This window comes from Sedimentibacter sp., from assembly GCF_032080165.1.
In the GTDB taxonomy this organism is placed as follows: Bacteria; Bacillota; Clostridia; order Tissierellales; family Sedimentibacteraceae; genus Sedimentibacter.
Window position 1 is genome coordinate 19304 of record NZ_DAMASY010000012.1, and the last position, 15314, is coordinate 34617.

Sequence of the window (15314 nt, forward strand, 5' to 3'; positions counted from 1 at the left end):
AAAAATATTTGGAGGATGATTATGAACAAAAAGTGGGTTTATTTGTTTAAAGAAGGTAATGCTTCTCAAAAATATCTGTTGGGAGGAAAAGGTGCCAACCTTTGTGAAATGACGAATATCGATCTTCCGGTGCCTCCCGGATTAACGGTTACAACTGAAGCATGTACTGAGTTTTATGAACAAGGAAAAAAATTGACAGATGAAATAATTAGTCAAATTAAGACCAACTTATCGATTCTTGAAGAACAAACAGGCAAAAAATTTGGTGATGTAAATAATCCTTTATTGGTATCAGTTCGTTCCGGAGCTGCATTTTCAATGCCAGGTATGATGGACACAATATTAAATCTTGGACTGAACGATAACACAGTTGAAGGAATGGCAATAAAAACAGGAAATAAAAGATTTGCATATGACAGTTATAGAAGATTCATCCAGATGTTTGGCGATGTAGTTTTAGAAATACCTAAAGTAAACTTTGATAATGTTCTTGAAAATGTAAAAGAAGAAAAAGGATATAAATTCGATACAGAGCTTACAGCAGATGACTTAATAAACTTGGTTGATGAATTTAAAAAAATATATAAAAAAGAAACAAAATCAGAATTCCCGCAAGAGCCGGAAGATCAGCTGTTGATGGCAGTTGAAGCAGTATTCAGATCCTGGAATAACCAAAGAGCAATTACATACAGAAATTTATATGATATACCACACAACTTAGGAACAGCAGTAAACGTACAATCAATGGTTTTCGGCAACATGGGAGATACATCAGGTACAGGTGTTGCATTTACAAGAAACCCATCAACCGGAGAAAAGAAGGTATTTGGAGAATTCCTGATTAATGCTCAGGGCGAGGACGTTGTAGCAGGTATAAGAACTCCGTTATCAATAGATAAATTAAATGAAGTTATGCCTGAAATATATAAACAATTTTTAGAAGCTGCTCATACTCTTGAACAGCACTATAAGGATATGCAGGATATAGAATTTACAATTGAAGAAGGTAAATTGTACTTCCTGCAGACCCGTAACGGAAAAAGAACGGCGGATGCAGCATTAAGAGTTGCTGTTGAAATGGTTGAAGAAGATTATATAACTAAAAAAGAAGCAGTTATGAGAATAGATCCAAGATCATTAGACCAACTGTTACATCCTAAGTTTGATTCTACAGAACTTGAAAGCTCAGTGCCTATAGCAAAAGGACTTCCTGCATCACCGGGAGCTGCTACAGGAAAAATTTACTTTACCGCAGATGATGCTGTTGCAGCAGTTCAAAGAGGCGAAGATGCAATTTTAGTCAGAAAGGAAACATCTCCTGAAGATATCGAAGGCATGAATAAGGCTAAAGGTATTCTTACTTCAAGAGGCGGTATGACATCACATGCAGCTGTTGTGGCAAGAGGAATGGGTAAATGCTGTGTTGCGGGATGTGAATCAATAAATGTTAATGAAGCAAGTAAAATAATGACCGTAAAAGGCGAAACATATAAAGAAGGCGACTATATTTCACTTGACGGAAGCACAGGAAGCGTATATAAAGGTAAGATAAAAACTGTTGAAGCAAATATATCAGGTAACTTCAGTAAATTAATGGAATGGGCCGATGAATTCAGAGTACTTGGCATCAGAACAAATGCAGATACTCCGAAGGATTCTGAAGTAGCTGTAAAATTCGGTGCCGAAGGTATCGGATTATGCAGAACTGAGCATATGTTCTTTGAAGAAAGCCGTATATTCTCAGTACGTAAAATGATAATTGCTGATTCGGTTGAACAAAGAGAAAAAGCATTGGCAGAAATAATGCCTATGCAGAAAATTGACTTTAAAGGAATTTTCAAGGTAATGGGAGTTCGTCCTGTTACTATAAGATTGTTAGATCCACCTCTGCATGAATTTATACCTCATGAAGAAGATGATATAATCGAGCTTGCTAAAGATATGAATGTAACAGTTGCTAAGCTAAAAGATACAATTCATAGCTTACAGGAATTCAACCCAATGCTTGGACACAGAGGATGCCGTCTTGCAATATCTTATCCGGAAATAGCAAGAATGCAAACAAAGGCAATAATCGAAGCAGCAATAGAGGTTTCAAGAGAAGAAAACATAAATATAGTACCGGAAATAATGGTTCCTCTTGTTGGTAAAAAAGAAGAATTAAGCATATTGAGAAAGCTTATTATCGAAGTTGCCGAGGAAACTAAAAAAGAATTAAATTCCGACCTTCAGTACCTCATAGGAACAATGATAGAAATACCGAGAGCATGTGTTACAGCTGACGAAGTTGCAGAATATGCAGACTTCTTCTCATTCGGTACTAATGACTTAACACAAATGACATTTGGTTATTCAAGAGACGATGCAGGCAAATTCTTAAATGATTACAAGGATGCAGGCATACTTGAACAAGATCCGTTCCAAACAATAGACCAGATAGGTGTAGGTAAATTGGTAGAAACAGCTGTTAAGCTTGGAAAAGGTGCAAAGGAACATCTTCATTTGGGAGTTTGCGGAGAGCACGGCGGAGACCCTGCTTCCATAGAATTTTTCCACAAAACAGGACTTGACTATGTATCATGCTCACCGTTCAGAGTACCGGTGGCAAGGTTGTCGGCAGCACAGGCGGCGATACGTCATCACCAGTAATTGACAATGTCCTCCGATTTGGAGAAGTATATACACGAACTTAGACGTATAACAAAAAAATGATTGTTCTATATAACGGTGGTATAAGATAATAGATTGTGATTCATTCTATATGTAATAAAAAACAAAGACAAACTGAAATAAGGCTTAAAAGGATCTGAACAGAAGTTTAAAAATTAAATTTAAAACATAGCAAGGGTATTACCACTTGGTTTTTAAGGGTGATGTCCTCTTTTTAACAGAAACTATCATACATACATAAATAGATTAGGAGCGTTCTTAAACTTTCTATTCAAAATTATTGATTAACATGGTATAATTTTTATAATTCATTTGTATCAAATTAAAGGGAGGAAAAGTTAAATGAAAAAATTTGTTTTATTTATTTTTGCAATAGTTACTTTAGTTTTTATATTGAGTGGTTGTGGAGTGGATAGCAAGGAAAGTTCCCAAAGCACATCAAATGTGGATAACAAGGAAACTTCCCAAAGTACATCAAATGTTTCTCCAAGAGAACTTCCGCATTTGACTGCAATTCCTAGAGTAGAAACAATTGTACGACAGCCAACTTTTTGTGTAACATTAGAAGGATACATATCTATTCTAAATCCGTGGCTTGAATATCATGGAATAGAAGCACAAAATATAGAAGATATGGAATTCTATGAAGTCGCTGATTCAAGAGCATATGGTATCAATTTTGGCAGAGGATTCTCTTTTGTTTTTTATACGCCACTGAAAAGCGATGAAATAAACCAGATAGTATGCAGGATAGATCTCGATGCCACAGAAGAAGATATACAATCACTTTTCTTTGATATTATAAAAGCTACAATCTACGGTCTTGATTTTGATAATGCTGAAAGTATACTTACTGATCTAGATTATACAAATATAACAGACGGTGTAGAAAATTGGCTTGATAAAGACTTAGCTGGATACTCATACAGCGTGGATGCAAATATCGTTATGCTATTTATTAGTGCGATTAGTAACTAAAAATTTAATACAGAATTTTATGTCATTGATCACACATTAGATAAAGTTATCCGCGTTAGGAGATTTAAAAGCATACCAAATGATAAGAAAATTTACTCTATCGAACTCTTTAATACAATTTTTATATTAATCAATAGATTCCGTGAAGAAAAGTCTTTGAATCTCATTAAAAAAAATAGCTTTCTACAAAAATTGTTGAAGGCTATTTTTATGGCAAATAGAAGACAATTAACGGAAAAAACATAATATCATAGCAGCACCAATACAAATGAAAATGAAATTAACCCAGCAGAAAATCAATATCATTTATTTTCTGCTTTCATAGGATTTAATATGTCAATCTGTTGGGTGCACCTATCGATAGATTTGTCCACGAAAAAACTTCGCACAGAAGGAAATGTTTTAACCTGATTTATTTGTTATACTGAAATCACCACGTGGAAAGGAGAGTGCTAATGCAGACATCAGACATCATAAAATCCGGTATTACCTATATTGAGCAAAATTTGAAAACCGACATCGCCGCCGAGGAACTTGCGAACATGGCGGGATATTCCGTATGGCATTATCATCGTCTGTTTGTAAAAGTCACGGGAATGTCCGTATCTGCCTATATCGGCAAGCTACGGCTTAATCGGGCATTGAGTGAAATAGCCGGCGGTCGTCGTGCCATTGATGTGGCTTTGGAATATGGTTTTGATACTTATGCTGGATTTTACAAGGCGTTTGTGCGAATGTATGGCGGCTCTCCGAAAAATTATCTTTCTAAATCGGAGGTTTCAGTTATGTTTACAGAAAAGGAATTGCGGGAAATTCTTGCAAATTGGGACGTGCAGCAGGATTTACTGATACTTGATATTTACACCATGGATGGTACAAAGGTTTCAGGAAATGTGTGGTCGATAGGAGAGGATTATATCCTTAAAACAGGCAGCCGTGAAGGGATACTCGCGAATCTGAAGGTGGCAAAAGTGCTGGCAGCGCAGGGATTCGTGGCGTCAACGCCGGTTCCTACCAAATACGGTGAAGAATATTTGGATAGAGGACAAATCGTTGTATTGACACGCGGTATCAAAGGTAATCCGCTTTCTAAATCAGACCGTTTCGGTGAAAGCTGCCGGGAATTCGGGAAAAAATACGGTGAGAGCATCGCTCAGCTTCATAGGGCATTGACTGTGATTGAATCCGAAATACAACCAAATGAACAAAATTTATACACTCATGTCACCGAATGGGCATTATTAGAGGTCAGGAAACAAAATATCCAATTCAATATGGGATTGCCGGATACATTTTTTGAAGATTATATCAATAATTTCAGCATTTTGTTTGACAAGCTGCCGAAACAGCTGGTTCACCGCGATCCGAATCCTTCCAACATTCTGTTTGATGGCGGTGAAGTGACAGGATTTATCGATTTTGATCTGAGCGAGCGTAATGTCCGCTTGTGGGATCCTTGTTATTGTGCTACCGGGATATTGAGTGAATGGCGCGGAGTTGACGATATATATGAAAAATGGCCTGATGTTCTGGAGGGCATCATACGCGGATATGATAATGTGAATCCGCTGACGTTTGAGGAAAAGCAAGCGGTATTTTATGTGATTTGTTCAATTCAAATGATTTGCATAGCATACTTTGAAGGTGTAGACAAGTATAAAGAATTAGCGAAAACAAGCAGAGAGATGTTACAATTCATTTGGGAGAATGAAATGCATATTCGGAAGATTTTAGCATAAGCGGCACGGATTGAGGGCGAGGAGCAAAAAAACTCCCCGCCTTCGGCACGTTAATCGTAAATCAATTCGTTTCGGATAATTTTGTCAATTTACCGTAGATGTTCGGTTAATTTCCCCGAAGTCAGCAGATTAACATAAAGAACGCACTTGTGCTTTTTTAAGTAAGTTAAAATGAACCAAGGGTATTACCACTTAGATTGACTGCCTTACATATTCTTTTTAACCCTTCTTTCAGTAAAGAAATGGGGCATGCCAGATTTAATCGGATAAAACCGTCAGAGTTATCTACAAACATATTACCGCCTTCTAAAAGAACTCCTGCTTCGTATGCGAAAAACATAGGCAAGTCCTCATCCTTGTCAAAATATGCACCCAAATCCACCCATGCTAAATATGTTGCTTCAGATATTTTGAATTTTGCCTTTGGCAAGTTTTTTGAAAGATACTCCTCTGTAAATCTGAAATTCTCATCTAAGTAGGCACGCAATTCCTCCAGCCAGATTTCTCCTTTTTTATATGCTGCCTGAGCAGCCGCAATGCTTAAAGGATTATCAAAATTGTAATGTCTGTTAAGCCATATTTCCCTTAAACTTTCGTCTCTGATAATAATGTGCGAAAGCATCAGACCTGCCATGTTAAATGTTTTGCTTGGAGCCATACATGTAATCAATCTTTTATAATCCGGCATAACCTTTCCTAATGGGATATGTGTTTGATTGATACGAAGTAAATCACAATGAATTTCATCGGAAATAACCCAGAGATTATGCTTTTCTATAATTTCTCCGGCCTTTTTCAGCTCATCCTCTTTCCATACGCGACCGGTAGGATTGTGAGGATTACAAAAGATGAAGAGCGTTGTTTTTTCATCGGCAGCCTTTCTTTCCAAATCATCAAAATCTATAGTATAATATCCGTCATTATTAATTAGATCTGAGCATACATATTCTCTGCTGTTATAATCAGCTGCATACTTGAAATATGCGTATGAGGGTGTTAAGAACATAACCTTTTCATCTTCTTTACAAATATAGTTCACTAACTCATATAATGCCGGGATGATTCCATTTGACATAACAAGCTGGTTTTTATCAAATGTCCATCCGTAACGCTTCATACACCAACTTGCAAATGCTTCATAGTAGCTGTTTTCAAATACTCTGGTATATCCAAATATACGTTTATCCAGGCGTTCCTTAATTGCATCGATTATAACGTCCGGAGTTGCAAATTCCATATCTGCAACCCACATCCTTATAAATTCTTCGTCCTTATAAGGGAATGTCATTGTATCGTCTGCATGAAAGATATAGCTGCGAAACCCGTCCGTATTCATAGCATTTGTATGACGGCGGTCAATAATTTCATCAAAATTGTACATATTATCCTCCTTCAAATCTGGGGGACTAAAAAGAAGTGTGTCCCCTTTACTGTAATTTTTGATTATCCAATTTTATCAATCATTTACTCTCATGTCAAAGCAATTAAAGTTTCGTCATAGTAGACTTTTTTACTGTTTTTTTTATTTAGAATAGATTTTTTTCTTTTTGTGTGCTAAAATTTTTATATATAATAAAAACTGACCAAATATCAAGCTTTTGTATATTTTTATGAAACTTTTTTTATGAGGTGGAAACGATGTCTGAATTTAATATACATATTGGCAAACAAATCAGGACTTTCAGGAAAATACGCAAATTAACACTAAGCGAATTGTCTGATATGCTTAATAAAAGCAAATCCACAATTTCAAAATATGAAAGAGGAGAAATATCTGTTGATATAGAAACACTGTATGAAATTGCCGATGCCCTGCAAATTCATATGGAGCAGTTGCTCTACTACCCAAAAAAACGTACCGTTATCTCCTCTCAGAATAACAGTCCTGCATTTTTCAGCGGAGCATCTCAATTTTATTCATATCTATATGATGGACGAAGCAACAATATTATACGCTGCGTGTTCGACGTGCTGTCTGAGACTGAAAATCATCAATACAAAATTATGATGTATATGAACTTTAAGGATTTTGATAATTATCAGAACTGCGAAAATACATACTGGGGATTTATAGAACATTATGATGCACTTACCCGTATTTCCCTCAATAACAGGGACACACCGATGGAAAAAGCCAATGCTCAGATACTTGCGTCATATCTGGACTCTGACACCAAATGGGGTTTATTTAATGGATTTTCCTCCAGACCAATGATGCCTATTGCTATTAAAATGCTTTTTTCTAAAACACGACTGAAGGAAGATGCTGCCTTGATTAATCAGCTCAAGGTTTCCAAGGATGATATACGATTGTTGAAATTATATAATATGTTGTCTGCAACTTAGTCGGTAAATTAAATAATTCAAGATTATTATTTGGGGTACAATAATAAAAATTAAAAAATAAAAGAGAGAGGTTACTATGGCCAAAAATAATATATATACAATGAGTTTCGCAAGTATCTATCCCCATTATATCACAAAGGCGGAGAAAAAAGGACGCACGAAGGAAGAGGTAGATGAAATCATACGCTGGCTGACAGGATACAGTCAGGAGGAATTCGAAGAACAACTGAAAAAAGAAAACAACTTTGAAACTTTTTTTAAGGAAGCCCCACAGCTAAATCCTTCCCGGGATTTAATCAAGGGTGTGGTATGCGGTGTGCGTGTGGAAAATATCGAGGAACCGCTTATGAAGGAAATTCGCTATCTGGATAAGCTGATAGATGAATTAGCAAAGGGAAAGACGATGGATAAAATTTTGCGAAAATAAATTCTGATCAAGAAATATTTATTCCATATTATGGCATGGTAGTATTGTTAAATTAAAAATAGCTTGGTATAAGAAAAATGATTATCGGAGGTTACAATGGAGAATTATAAGCATCAGGAGGTAATGAGCAGGTTAAATATTGAAATAGGAACCTATCTTAAGGGAAAAATTTCTATAACCTTAAAGCAAGGGATTGAGTTTCTAACAATCCCTTTTATATATAATTAGCATAAGATTTTTTAAAAATTTCTTTTTTCTTTTTAACTTTTTTTACTTCTTTTATTTCTATCCTCTGTCTTTTTTGATAATTCTCTGATTTTGGAGCAACAGTAGTTATCATCATAGGATAAGGATTATCATATACAACTGTAATAGATTTTTTTATTAATTTTTGAATATTTATTAAATATTCTTTTTCTTCATATTCGCAAAACGAAATTGCTGTTCCAACATGACCTGCTCTTCCTGTACGCCCTATTCTGTGAACATAATTTTCAGGCACTTCTGGCAGATTATAGTTAATCACATGTGACAATTCATCTATGTCAATACCTCTGGCTGCTATGTCCGTTGCTACCAGAACTCTTATTGTCCTGCACTTGAAGTTATTCAAAGCTAACTGTCTTGCACCTTGTGATTTATCTCCATGAATAGCTTGTGCTGTTATTTTATTAGCTATAAGATCTTTTACAACCCTGTCCGCCTCGTGTTTTGTTCTTGTAAAAACCAATGCTGAATTAATATTTGCATCCTTTAAAAGATTCGCTAATAATTTCTTTTTATTACCCTTATCTGTAAAATAAATATATTGCTTAATATTATCAACAGTTGAAGAAACAGGTGTGACAACAACCTTTGCAAAATCAACTAAAATTGTATTCACAAGGTCTGTAATTTCTTGTGGCATAGTTGCCGAAAAGAACAATGTCTGCCTTTTATTTGTCATAACATTGATTATTCTTTTTACATCATGTATGAAACCCATATCGAGCATTCTATCAGCTTCATCCAGTACAAACATTGATAAGTTTTGCAGATTAACCTGTCCTTGATTTATTAAATCATTAAGTCTTCCAGGTGTAGCTATTAATACGTCTACCCCTCTTCTTAACATTTCTGTTTGCGGTTTTTGTGAAACGCCTCCAAATATTGATAAATATTTCAAATTAGTGTATCGTCCGTATACTTTAAAGCTTTCTTCTATTTGAACTGCAAGCTCTCTTGTGGGGGTTAAAACCAATGCTTTTATATAGCGTTTAGAGCTTTTAATATTTTGTTCATATATTTTTTGTATTATAGGGATAGCAAATGCCGCTGTTTTTCCTGTTCCTGTCTGAGCACATCCAAGTACATCTCTTCCTTTCAATGCATAGGGTATAGCCTGCTCTTGTATAGATGTAGGTTTATCATATCCTTCATCTTTTAAAGCTTTATTTATTTCTTCTATTAAATTTAAATCTTCAAATTTCATATTCTCTATTCTCTCTCTTTCTAATCAAAAAAAATCGGGATTTAGTTCCCGACTTTTAACGTACATAGTTATAGTATTAATTATATTCTATTTACGTTAGTTGCTTGGTCACCTTTATTGCCTTGAGTAATATCAAAGCTAACTGCTTGACCTTCTTCTAATGACTTGAATCCGTTTCCTTGTATAGCTGAAAAATGTACAAATACATCTTTACCATTATCTGCTGTTATAAATCCAAACCCTTTTTCTGCGTTAAACCATTTTACTGTACCTTTATTCATGAGGTACCTCCTAATATTTTATTTATACTCCATTGTAGTTAAAAAAAATTCACATATTTTTACAAATTATATACCAACAACATATATATAATCTCTAAAAACATGTGAAATCAATAAATACATCTGTAATACTTTCTTAATATAACATACTAATTTGATTAAGTCAACAGTTATTTAAGAAATACATAATTATCAAACTAATCTTTAATTGATATGATAGTTGACATATGAAAATTTATTGAATATAATACTACTAATTACATATCCGTATAACTACGAAATATGGTATGCATATTTCGTAGTATAAGAAAAAAAGCTGCGATAAGAATTAGTAGCAATCATGAATACAAACAGAAAGTTACCGGTTGATGAGAGGTGCCTTGGATAATGATTGTGAATACATCTTTGAGCTTTGCACCGAACATTTTTAAGTAGGCTGCAACGGAGAATAACACCCGTTATAGTGTTAGAGTATCTCATTGAATAATGACGTACTTAATAAGGTAAGCAGTGTGAGCTGCTTGCAAATATAAGGTGGTAACACGAGACGTTCTCGTCCTTTTAGCAATAAAAGGGCGAGTTTTTTATTGAATAAAATATTTCGAGGAGATGTTAATTATGATAAAACCAGAAGAGCAAATGCAGATTATCTCAAAAGGAGTGCACACCATAGTAAACGAAGAAGAGCTGTTTTTGAAACTCAACAAATCTTTTGACAAAAATATACCGCTAACTATCAAATTAGGACTTGACCCATCCGCGCCGGATATACATTTAGGTCATGCGGTTGTGCTCCGTAAAATTAAACAAATGCAGGATTTAGGTCATCACGTAGTAATTATTGTAGGTGATTTTACGGGAAAAATCGGTGATCCCACCGGAAAGTCAAAGGGACGAATTGCTCTCACTGATGAACAAGTGCAGAAAAATTCAATAACTTATTGTGAACAGATTTTTAAAATATTGGATAAAGACAATACTGAAGTTCGTTTTAACAGCGAGTGGCTTTCTAAACTCAATTTTGAAGACGTAATCAGGCTTGCCTCTACTACGACCGTTGCGAGAATTATGGAACGAGATGATTTCAAAAAAAGGTATGAAAACCAAACTCCGATAGGAATTCATGAATTTTTCTACCCATTGATGCAAGCATATGATTCTATTGCGCTTAATTCAGATATAGAATTGGGAGGAACTGACCAGACTTTCAATATATTAATGGGCAGAACTCTCCAGAAAGCATTAAATCAGGAACCGCAGATTGCTATATTCATGCCTATTCTTGAAGGTTTGGACGGTATAGAAAAAATGAGCAAGAGTCTTGGAAATTATATAGGTATTAATGAACCTGCAGAAGTAATGTTTAAGAAAGTAATGGAAATTCCCGACACCCTTATCATCAGATATTTTGAACTTGCAACGGATGAACACCCGAGTGAAATAAAAAAGATAAAGGAAAATCTCGATCACGGAACAAATCCAAAGGATATTAAACATCGTTTAGCTATAACCATAACTTCACTTTACCATACACCTGACGATGTGGAAAGGGCAGCTGAATACTATGATACCGCTTTTTGTAAAAAATCCATTCCTGACAATATCCCGGAGATTTTTATAGAGCAAGAAACCATCAATGATATTATTATACGGCTGATAAAAATGGATTATATTAAAAGTAAGAGTGATTTTATCCGATTAGTAAAACAGGGCGGCATTCAGTTAAATGGCAGCAAACTTTCACTACATGAAACCGACCGAGTTATTAACCATGACGATGTAATTAGAATCGGGAAAAAGCGGTTTGTAAAATTCAGTAAAAATATTTTATAATACTTATTAACAAAAATGATTTGAGTTCATATTAGTTCTCAAATCATTTTTGTTTTTTTCACTTACAGTATAAGCGACCGACACCAAATTAAAGATTTGGGTCGTCTGCTTATTCACATTGTTTTATATTTTTGTTTTTATATGTGTTAAATGTAAATTTTAAGCCGTTGTTTTCATGTATTTCTGATGCATATGATAAATACCAATTTTCATCAGAATCAAAGTTATGTAAAAATGTATCGGCATTTTCGATTGCATCAACCTTAGTTATAATTGCCTCACTGCAATAAGGATATAAATCATTGTATATTTTACCGCCGCCTATTACGAATATATCATCATCTTCATAGTTTTTAAGCTCTTCAAACAATTCATCAAATGAATTTACGACTATGCATCCCTCTTCATTAAAATCCCTGTCTGTTGTGAGTACTATATTTGTTCTGTTTTTTAATGGTTTGCCTTCTGGGAAAGACAAAAGTGTTTTTCTTCCCATTACTACTACCTTATTCATGGTTGTATTTTTGAAAAAAGCCATGTCATCATGTATGTTAAACAATAAATCTCCTTGATAACCAATTGCCCAATTCTTTGCTACTGCAACTATTAATTTCATAAATTACTCCTCTACACTGCTATCGGAACTTTAACCTTAAAAGGATTAAATTCATAATTAGATAATTTAAAGCTTTCCACAGTAAATTTATAAAAATCATCGATATTTTTATCAATTATTAAAGTAGGTGCTTTATGTTCTTTTTGTTCTATAAGTTCTTCTATTATTGGAACATGTCTGTCGTATATATGTGCATCTGCTATAACATGCACCAATTCTCCTGCTGTCAAACCACTTATCTGTGCCATCATATGTACTAAAATTGAATATTGAACCACATTCCAGTTGTTAGCGGCCAACACATCCTGCGAACGCTGATTTAATATTGCATTTAGCTTATTGCCGGATACATTAAATGTCATGCTGTAAGCACATGGATAAAGATGCATTTCGTGAAGATCTTGAAAATTATATATGTTAGTCATGATTCTTCTGCTTGCAGGGTTGTTTTTTAAATCATATATTACTCTGTCTACCTGATCAAACTCACCTTCTCTGTATTTATGCTTAATACTTAACTGATATCCGTATGCCTTTCCTATAGAGCCGCTTTCATCTGCCCACGAATCCCAAATACGACTGTTTAAATCATTAACGTTGTTTGATTTTTTCTGCCATATCCACAACAATTCATCAACAGCTGCATTGAAGTTTGTTTTTCTTAACGTCAATATGGGGAAGCCTTCCTGTAAATCATATCTATTAACTATGCCGAATTTCTTAATCGTGTGAGCCGGAGTTCCGTCCTCCCATTTAGGTCTTACATCATAATCAGTATCCCAAACGCCATTTGCAAGTATATCCTTACACATATTTATAAATAATTTATCTGCTGTACTCATTAGTCCTCCGCAACAAACATATAATATATAATTATATAATATCCGACCAACCAATACAAGCTAATAATATGCAGACGACCCAAATCTTTTGATTTGGTGTCGGTCGCTTATACTGTAAGTGCAAAAAGAATGTCATTCTGAGCGCAGCTAATTTGTTAAGATTATCCACAGTGTCTCCGAATGACGATTTTTTGTCTTTGTAACCATATTTATTTCATAGAATTTTGGTTTATAAAATTCTTTATTTGCATTTTTTGTTCAAAGCCTTTTACTCTCATTGCTTCAGATTCTTCGCTTTCGAAGTTTTTGAAATATATAGACATTTCTCCGTCTTTAACATCATCATATCTTATGCACCTGAAGCCGTTATCGTACATTTCTTTTATTTTCTCAAATTCGTTCATAATACTCTCCCCTTACGTTATATATACATAATATTCCCTGTTTATACTAAATTATGACTAAATTTGAGAAAAAAATATCTTATGAATTACAAAAAGCAATTCATAAGATTAAGCTGTCCATAATTCTCTTGTTTCATAGCTTTCTTCATCCAAAGAATACAGCACTTCATCATCAAATAACGAATTTGCAGAAGGTATTATTACATCACCGATATCCTTTAAGTTAATTTTGCAGCTTACTCCCGATAAAACACCAACACCTATGGCTCCTGAATTTTTTGCAAACATCATATCGTAATATGAATCTCCGACTATTGCAACTTCTTCAGGATTTAATCCATACATACTGCAGAATCTCTCACATTCATCCTTGTGAGGTTTTAATTTCATAACTCCGTCATTAGATCCGATAAAATCAAAACAATCATGTAGGTTTAATTTATCAATCATATGCATTGCCGACTGATATGAATCTGCTGTTGCAAGACCCATTTTAATTCCTTTAGAATTTAAATATTCATATAGAGCCCTGATATCAGTTAACGGCTTAATTTTAACTTCATCTCTTAAAACCTCTCCTCTGATAAGCTCTACCACATGCTTTTGGAATGGCTCTAATTCTATATTTCTGTATTTACTCAATACAAAATGAAGCTCTGCTGCTACATCCTCATGTGATCTGTTTGCTAATGCTCCAAATGGTTCAGCTCCATTTTCTTTTATGCCGATAGATTTTTTAAGCTCATTAAAAATATTATCATCTTCCAAACAATATTCTTTCATTAATTTTTTAATTGTATTAGCTGCTGCATCTATCCATAATGAGAAATCTATCAAAGTTCCATCCTTGTCAAACAATATTCCTTTTATCATCTTTTCACCTCCTTTAAGAAAATAGTAATGTTAATTTGTAAAAATATAATAATCGTTTTGTAAAAATCAGTAATTATACAATATTATAATTTAATTATATTTAATTATCCTTAAATTGTGATTAATTTAAATAAGAATAATTGTAATGTTATTGTAAATAATACCAATATTATAGAGAAAGGTTGTGTTTATATGCGAATACCAAGACATATAGGGCTTATACCTGACGGGAACAGAAGGTGGGCACAGGATAATGGATTAAATAAACAGGATGGTTATTATTATGGACTTAATCCGGGGCTTTCGGCTTTAAAATTAGCACAAGAATATAAAATTGAAGAAATTACATATTACGGCTTTACCACCGATAACTGCAAAAGGCCTAAAGTTCAAATCGAATCCTTTGTAAAGGCATGCGTGGATGCGGTCAATATAATTGCAAAGGAAAATGTATCACTCCTTGTTCTTGGTAATACTAAATCATCTATATTTCCAAAGGAATTATTAAAATATACCACAAGAACAAATATAGGAAACGGTGGAATAAAGGTTAATTTTCTGGTGAATTACGGCTGGGATTGGGATATATCAAATATTAACGTAAATTCCTCTAATCGCAAAACAATTATGGATTGTCTTCATTCTAAGGATATTTCGAGAATCGACCTGATTTTAAGATGGGGCGGAAGAAAAAGATTATCGGGATTCTTACCGGTCCAATCTGTTTATTCAGATATTTATACAATTGATGATATGTGGCCCGACTTCACACATGAACAATTTCATAAGGCAATGAAGTGGTACGATACTCAGGATGTAACATTGGGGGGATAA

General features: G+C 34.3%; 15 protein-coding genes and 1 other annotated feature. Of the genes, 8 read left to right on the plus strand and 7 right to left on the minus strand.

What is annotated here, in order from left to right:
- Positions 1-21: 21 nt before the first annotated feature.
- The 3 genes from ppdK to RT412_RS14350 all read left to right on the plus strand — a co-directional run bounded on the left by ppdK (position 22) and on the right by RT412_RS14350 (position 5387).
- Positions 22-2649 carry a pyruvate, phosphate dikinase gene (gene ppdK / locus RT412_RS14340; RefSeq protein WP_313342571.1) on the plus strand — a complete coding sequence of 876 codons (2628 nt, stop codon included), beginning with the start codon at positions 22-24 and terminating at the stop codon, positions 2647-2649.
- Positions 2650-3012: 363 nt separating this feature from the next.
- A complete protein-coding gene (locus RT412_RS14345; protein ID WP_313342574.1) occupies positions 3013-3648 on the plus strand; it encodes a hypothetical protein in 636 nt (211 codons plus the stop codon).
- A 455-nt stretch (positions 3649-4103) separates the two neighbouring features.
- On the plus strand, positions 4104-5387 hold the full coding sequence (locus tag RT412_RS14350; protein ID WP_313342577.1) for a helix-turn-helix domain-containing protein: 1284 nt from the start codon (positions 4104-4106) through the stop codon (positions 5385-5387).
- Positions 5388-5553: 166 nt separating this feature from the next.
- Here the strand turns inward: RT412_RS14350 and RT412_RS14355 are convergent, their stop codons facing one another.
- Positions 5554-6768, minus strand: coding sequence for a PatB family C-S lyase (locus RT412_RS14355; protein WP_313342580.1), 1215 nt, complete (start codon positions 6766-6768; stop codon positions 5554-5556).
- A 257-nt stretch (positions 6769-7025) separates the two neighbouring features.
- Between RT412_RS14355 and RT412_RS14360 the strand changes: the two genes are divergently transcribed.
- The 3 genes from RT412_RS14360 to RT412_RS14370 all read left to right on the plus strand — a co-directional run bounded on the left by RT412_RS14360 (position 7026) and on the right by RT412_RS14370 (position 8388).
- Positions 7026-7733 carry a helix-turn-helix transcriptional regulator gene (locus RT412_RS14360; protein WP_313342583.1) on the plus strand — a complete coding sequence of 236 codons (708 nt, stop codon included), beginning with the start codon at positions 7026-7028 and terminating at the stop codon, positions 7731-7733.
- A gap of 76 nt (positions 7734-7809) precedes the next feature.
- The gene (locus RT412_RS14365; protein WP_313342586.1) at positions 7810-8160 is read left to right on the plus strand and encodes a DUF2200 domain-containing protein; all 351 of its coding nucleotides are present in this window, start codon (positions 7810-7812) and stop codon (positions 8158-8160) included.
- Between the two features lie 96 nt (positions 8161-8256).
- Positions 8257-8388, plus strand: coding sequence for a hypothetical protein (locus RT412_RS14370; RefSeq protein ID WP_313342589.1), 132 nt, complete (start codon positions 8257-8259; stop codon positions 8386-8388).
- Here RT412_RS14370 and RT412_RS14375 read toward each other — a convergent pair.
- Positions 8375-9631, minus strand: coding sequence for a DEAD/DEAH box helicase (locus RT412_RS14375; RefSeq protein ID WP_313342592.1), 1257 nt, complete (start codon positions 9629-9631; stop codon positions 8375-8377). The two genes, RT412_RS14370 and RT412_RS14375, sit on opposite strands and share 14 nt — an antisense overlap.
- A gap of 80 nt (positions 9632-9711) precedes the next feature.
- Positions 9712-9912 (minus strand): cold-shock protein, encoded by a 201-nt coding sequence (locus tag RT412_RS14380; RefSeq protein WP_313342595.1) that lies wholly within the window; start codon positions 9910-9912, stop codon positions 9712-9714.
- A gap of 309 nt (positions 9913-10221) precedes the next feature.
- Positions 10222-10476, plus strand: a binding site (T-box leader).
- Between the two features lie 54 nt (positions 10477-10530).
- On the opposite strand from RT412_RS14380, the gene tyrS reads away from it, so the two are divergent.
- Positions 10531-11745 (plus strand): tyrosine--tRNA ligase, encoded by a 1215-nt coding sequence (gene tyrS / locus RT412_RS14385; RefSeq protein WP_313342598.1) that lies wholly within the window; start codon positions 10531-10533, stop codon positions 11743-11745.
- A gap of 109 nt (positions 11746-11854) precedes the next feature.
- Here the strand turns inward: tyrS and RT412_RS14390 are convergent, their stop codons facing one another.
- The 4 genes from RT412_RS14390 to RT412_RS14405 form a co-directional block, all read right to left on the minus strand.
- Complete coding sequence (locus RT412_RS14390; RefSeq protein ID WP_313342601.1) at positions 11855-12361, minus strand: dihydrofolate reductase; 507 nt, start codon at positions 12359-12361, stop codon at positions 11855-11857.
- An 11-nt stretch (positions 12362-12372) separates the two neighbouring features.
- Positions 12373-13203, minus strand: a complete 831-nt coding sequence (thyA, locus tag RT412_RS14395) for a thymidylate synthase (RefSeq protein WP_313342603.1) — start codon at positions 13201-13203, stop codon at positions 12373-12375.
- 209 nt (positions 13204-13412) lie between these two features.
- A complete protein-coding gene (locus RT412_RS14400) occupies positions 13413-13607 on the minus strand; it encodes a hypothetical protein (RefSeq protein WP_313342606.1) in 195 nt (64 codons plus the stop codon).
- Between the two features lie 108 nt (positions 13608-13715).
- Positions 13716-14480, minus strand: a complete 765-nt coding sequence (locus RT412_RS14405; protein ID WP_313342608.1) for an HAD family hydrolase — start codon at positions 14478-14480, stop codon at positions 13716-13718.
- Between the two features lie 192 nt (positions 14481-14672).
- Here RT412_RS14405 and uppS point away from each other — a divergent pair, with 192 nt between their 5' ends.
- The gene (uppS, locus tag RT412_RS14410) at positions 14673-15314 is read left to right on the plus strand and encodes a polyprenyl diphosphate synthase (RefSeq protein ID WP_313342610.1); all 642 of its coding nucleotides are present in this window, start codon (positions 14673-14675) and stop codon (positions 15312-15314) included.

What these genes read in the sequence shown, in the direction of transcription:
- RT412_RS14370 (WP_313342589.1), top strand. Translation starts at nt 8,257, where the DNA reads ATGGAGAATTATAAGCATCAGGAGGTAATGAGCAGGTTAAATATTGAA.
- RT412_RS14355 (WP_313342580.1), bottom strand. Translation starts at nt 6,768, where the DNA reads ATGTACAATTTTGATGAAATTATTGACCGCCGTCATACAAATGCTATG.
- RT412_RS14375 (WP_313342592.1), bottom strand. Translation starts at nt 9,631, where the DNA reads ATGAAATTTGAAGATTTAAATTTAATAGAAGAAATAAATAAAGCTTTA.
- RT412_RS14365 (WP_313342586.1), top strand. Translation starts at nt 7,810, where the DNA reads ATGGCCAAAAATAATATATATACAATGAGTTTCGCAAGTATCTATCCC.
- uppS (WP_313342610.1), top strand. Translation starts at nt 14,673, where the DNA reads ATGCGAATACCAAGACATATAGGGCTTATACCTGACGGGAACAGAAGG.
- RT412_RS14380 (WP_313342595.1), bottom strand. Translation starts at nt 9,912, where the DNA reads ATGAATAAAGGTACAGTAAAATGGTTTAACGCAGAAAAAGGGTTTGGA.
- RT412_RS14400 (WP_313342606.1), bottom strand. Translation starts at nt 13,607, where the DNA reads ATGAACGAATTTGAGAAAATAAAAGAAATGTACGATAACGGCTTCAGG.
- RT412_RS14350 (WP_313342577.1), top strand. Translation starts at nt 4,104, where the DNA reads ATGCAGACATCAGACATCATAAAATCCGGTATTACCTATATTGAGCAA.
- tyrS (WP_313342598.1), top strand. Translation starts at nt 10,531, where the DNA reads ATGATAAAACCAGAAGAGCAAATGCAGATTATCTCAAAAGGAGTGCAC.
- RT412_RS14345 (WP_313342574.1), top strand. Translation starts at nt 3,013, where the DNA reads ATGAAAAAATTTGTTTTATTTATTTTTGCAATAGTTACTTTAGTTTTT.
- ppdK (WP_313342571.1), top strand. Translation starts at nt 22, where the DNA reads ATGAACAAAAAGTGGGTTTATTTGTTTAAAGAAGGTAATGCTTCTCAA.
- RT412_RS14390 (WP_313342601.1), bottom strand. Translation starts at nt 12,361, where the DNA reads ATGAAATTAATAGTTGCAGTAGCAAAGAATTGGGCAATTGGTTATCAA.
- RT412_RS14360 (WP_313342583.1), top strand. Translation starts at nt 7,026, where the DNA reads ATGTCTGAATTTAATATACATATTGGCAAACAAATCAGGACTTTCAGG.
- RT412_RS14405 (WP_313342608.1), bottom strand. Translation starts at nt 14,480, where the DNA reads ATGATAAAAGGAATATTGTTTGACAAGGATGGAACTTTGATAGATTTC.
- thyA (WP_313342603.1), bottom strand. Translation starts at nt 13,203, where the DNA reads ATGAGTACAGCAGATAAATTATTTATAAATATGTGTAAGGATATACTT.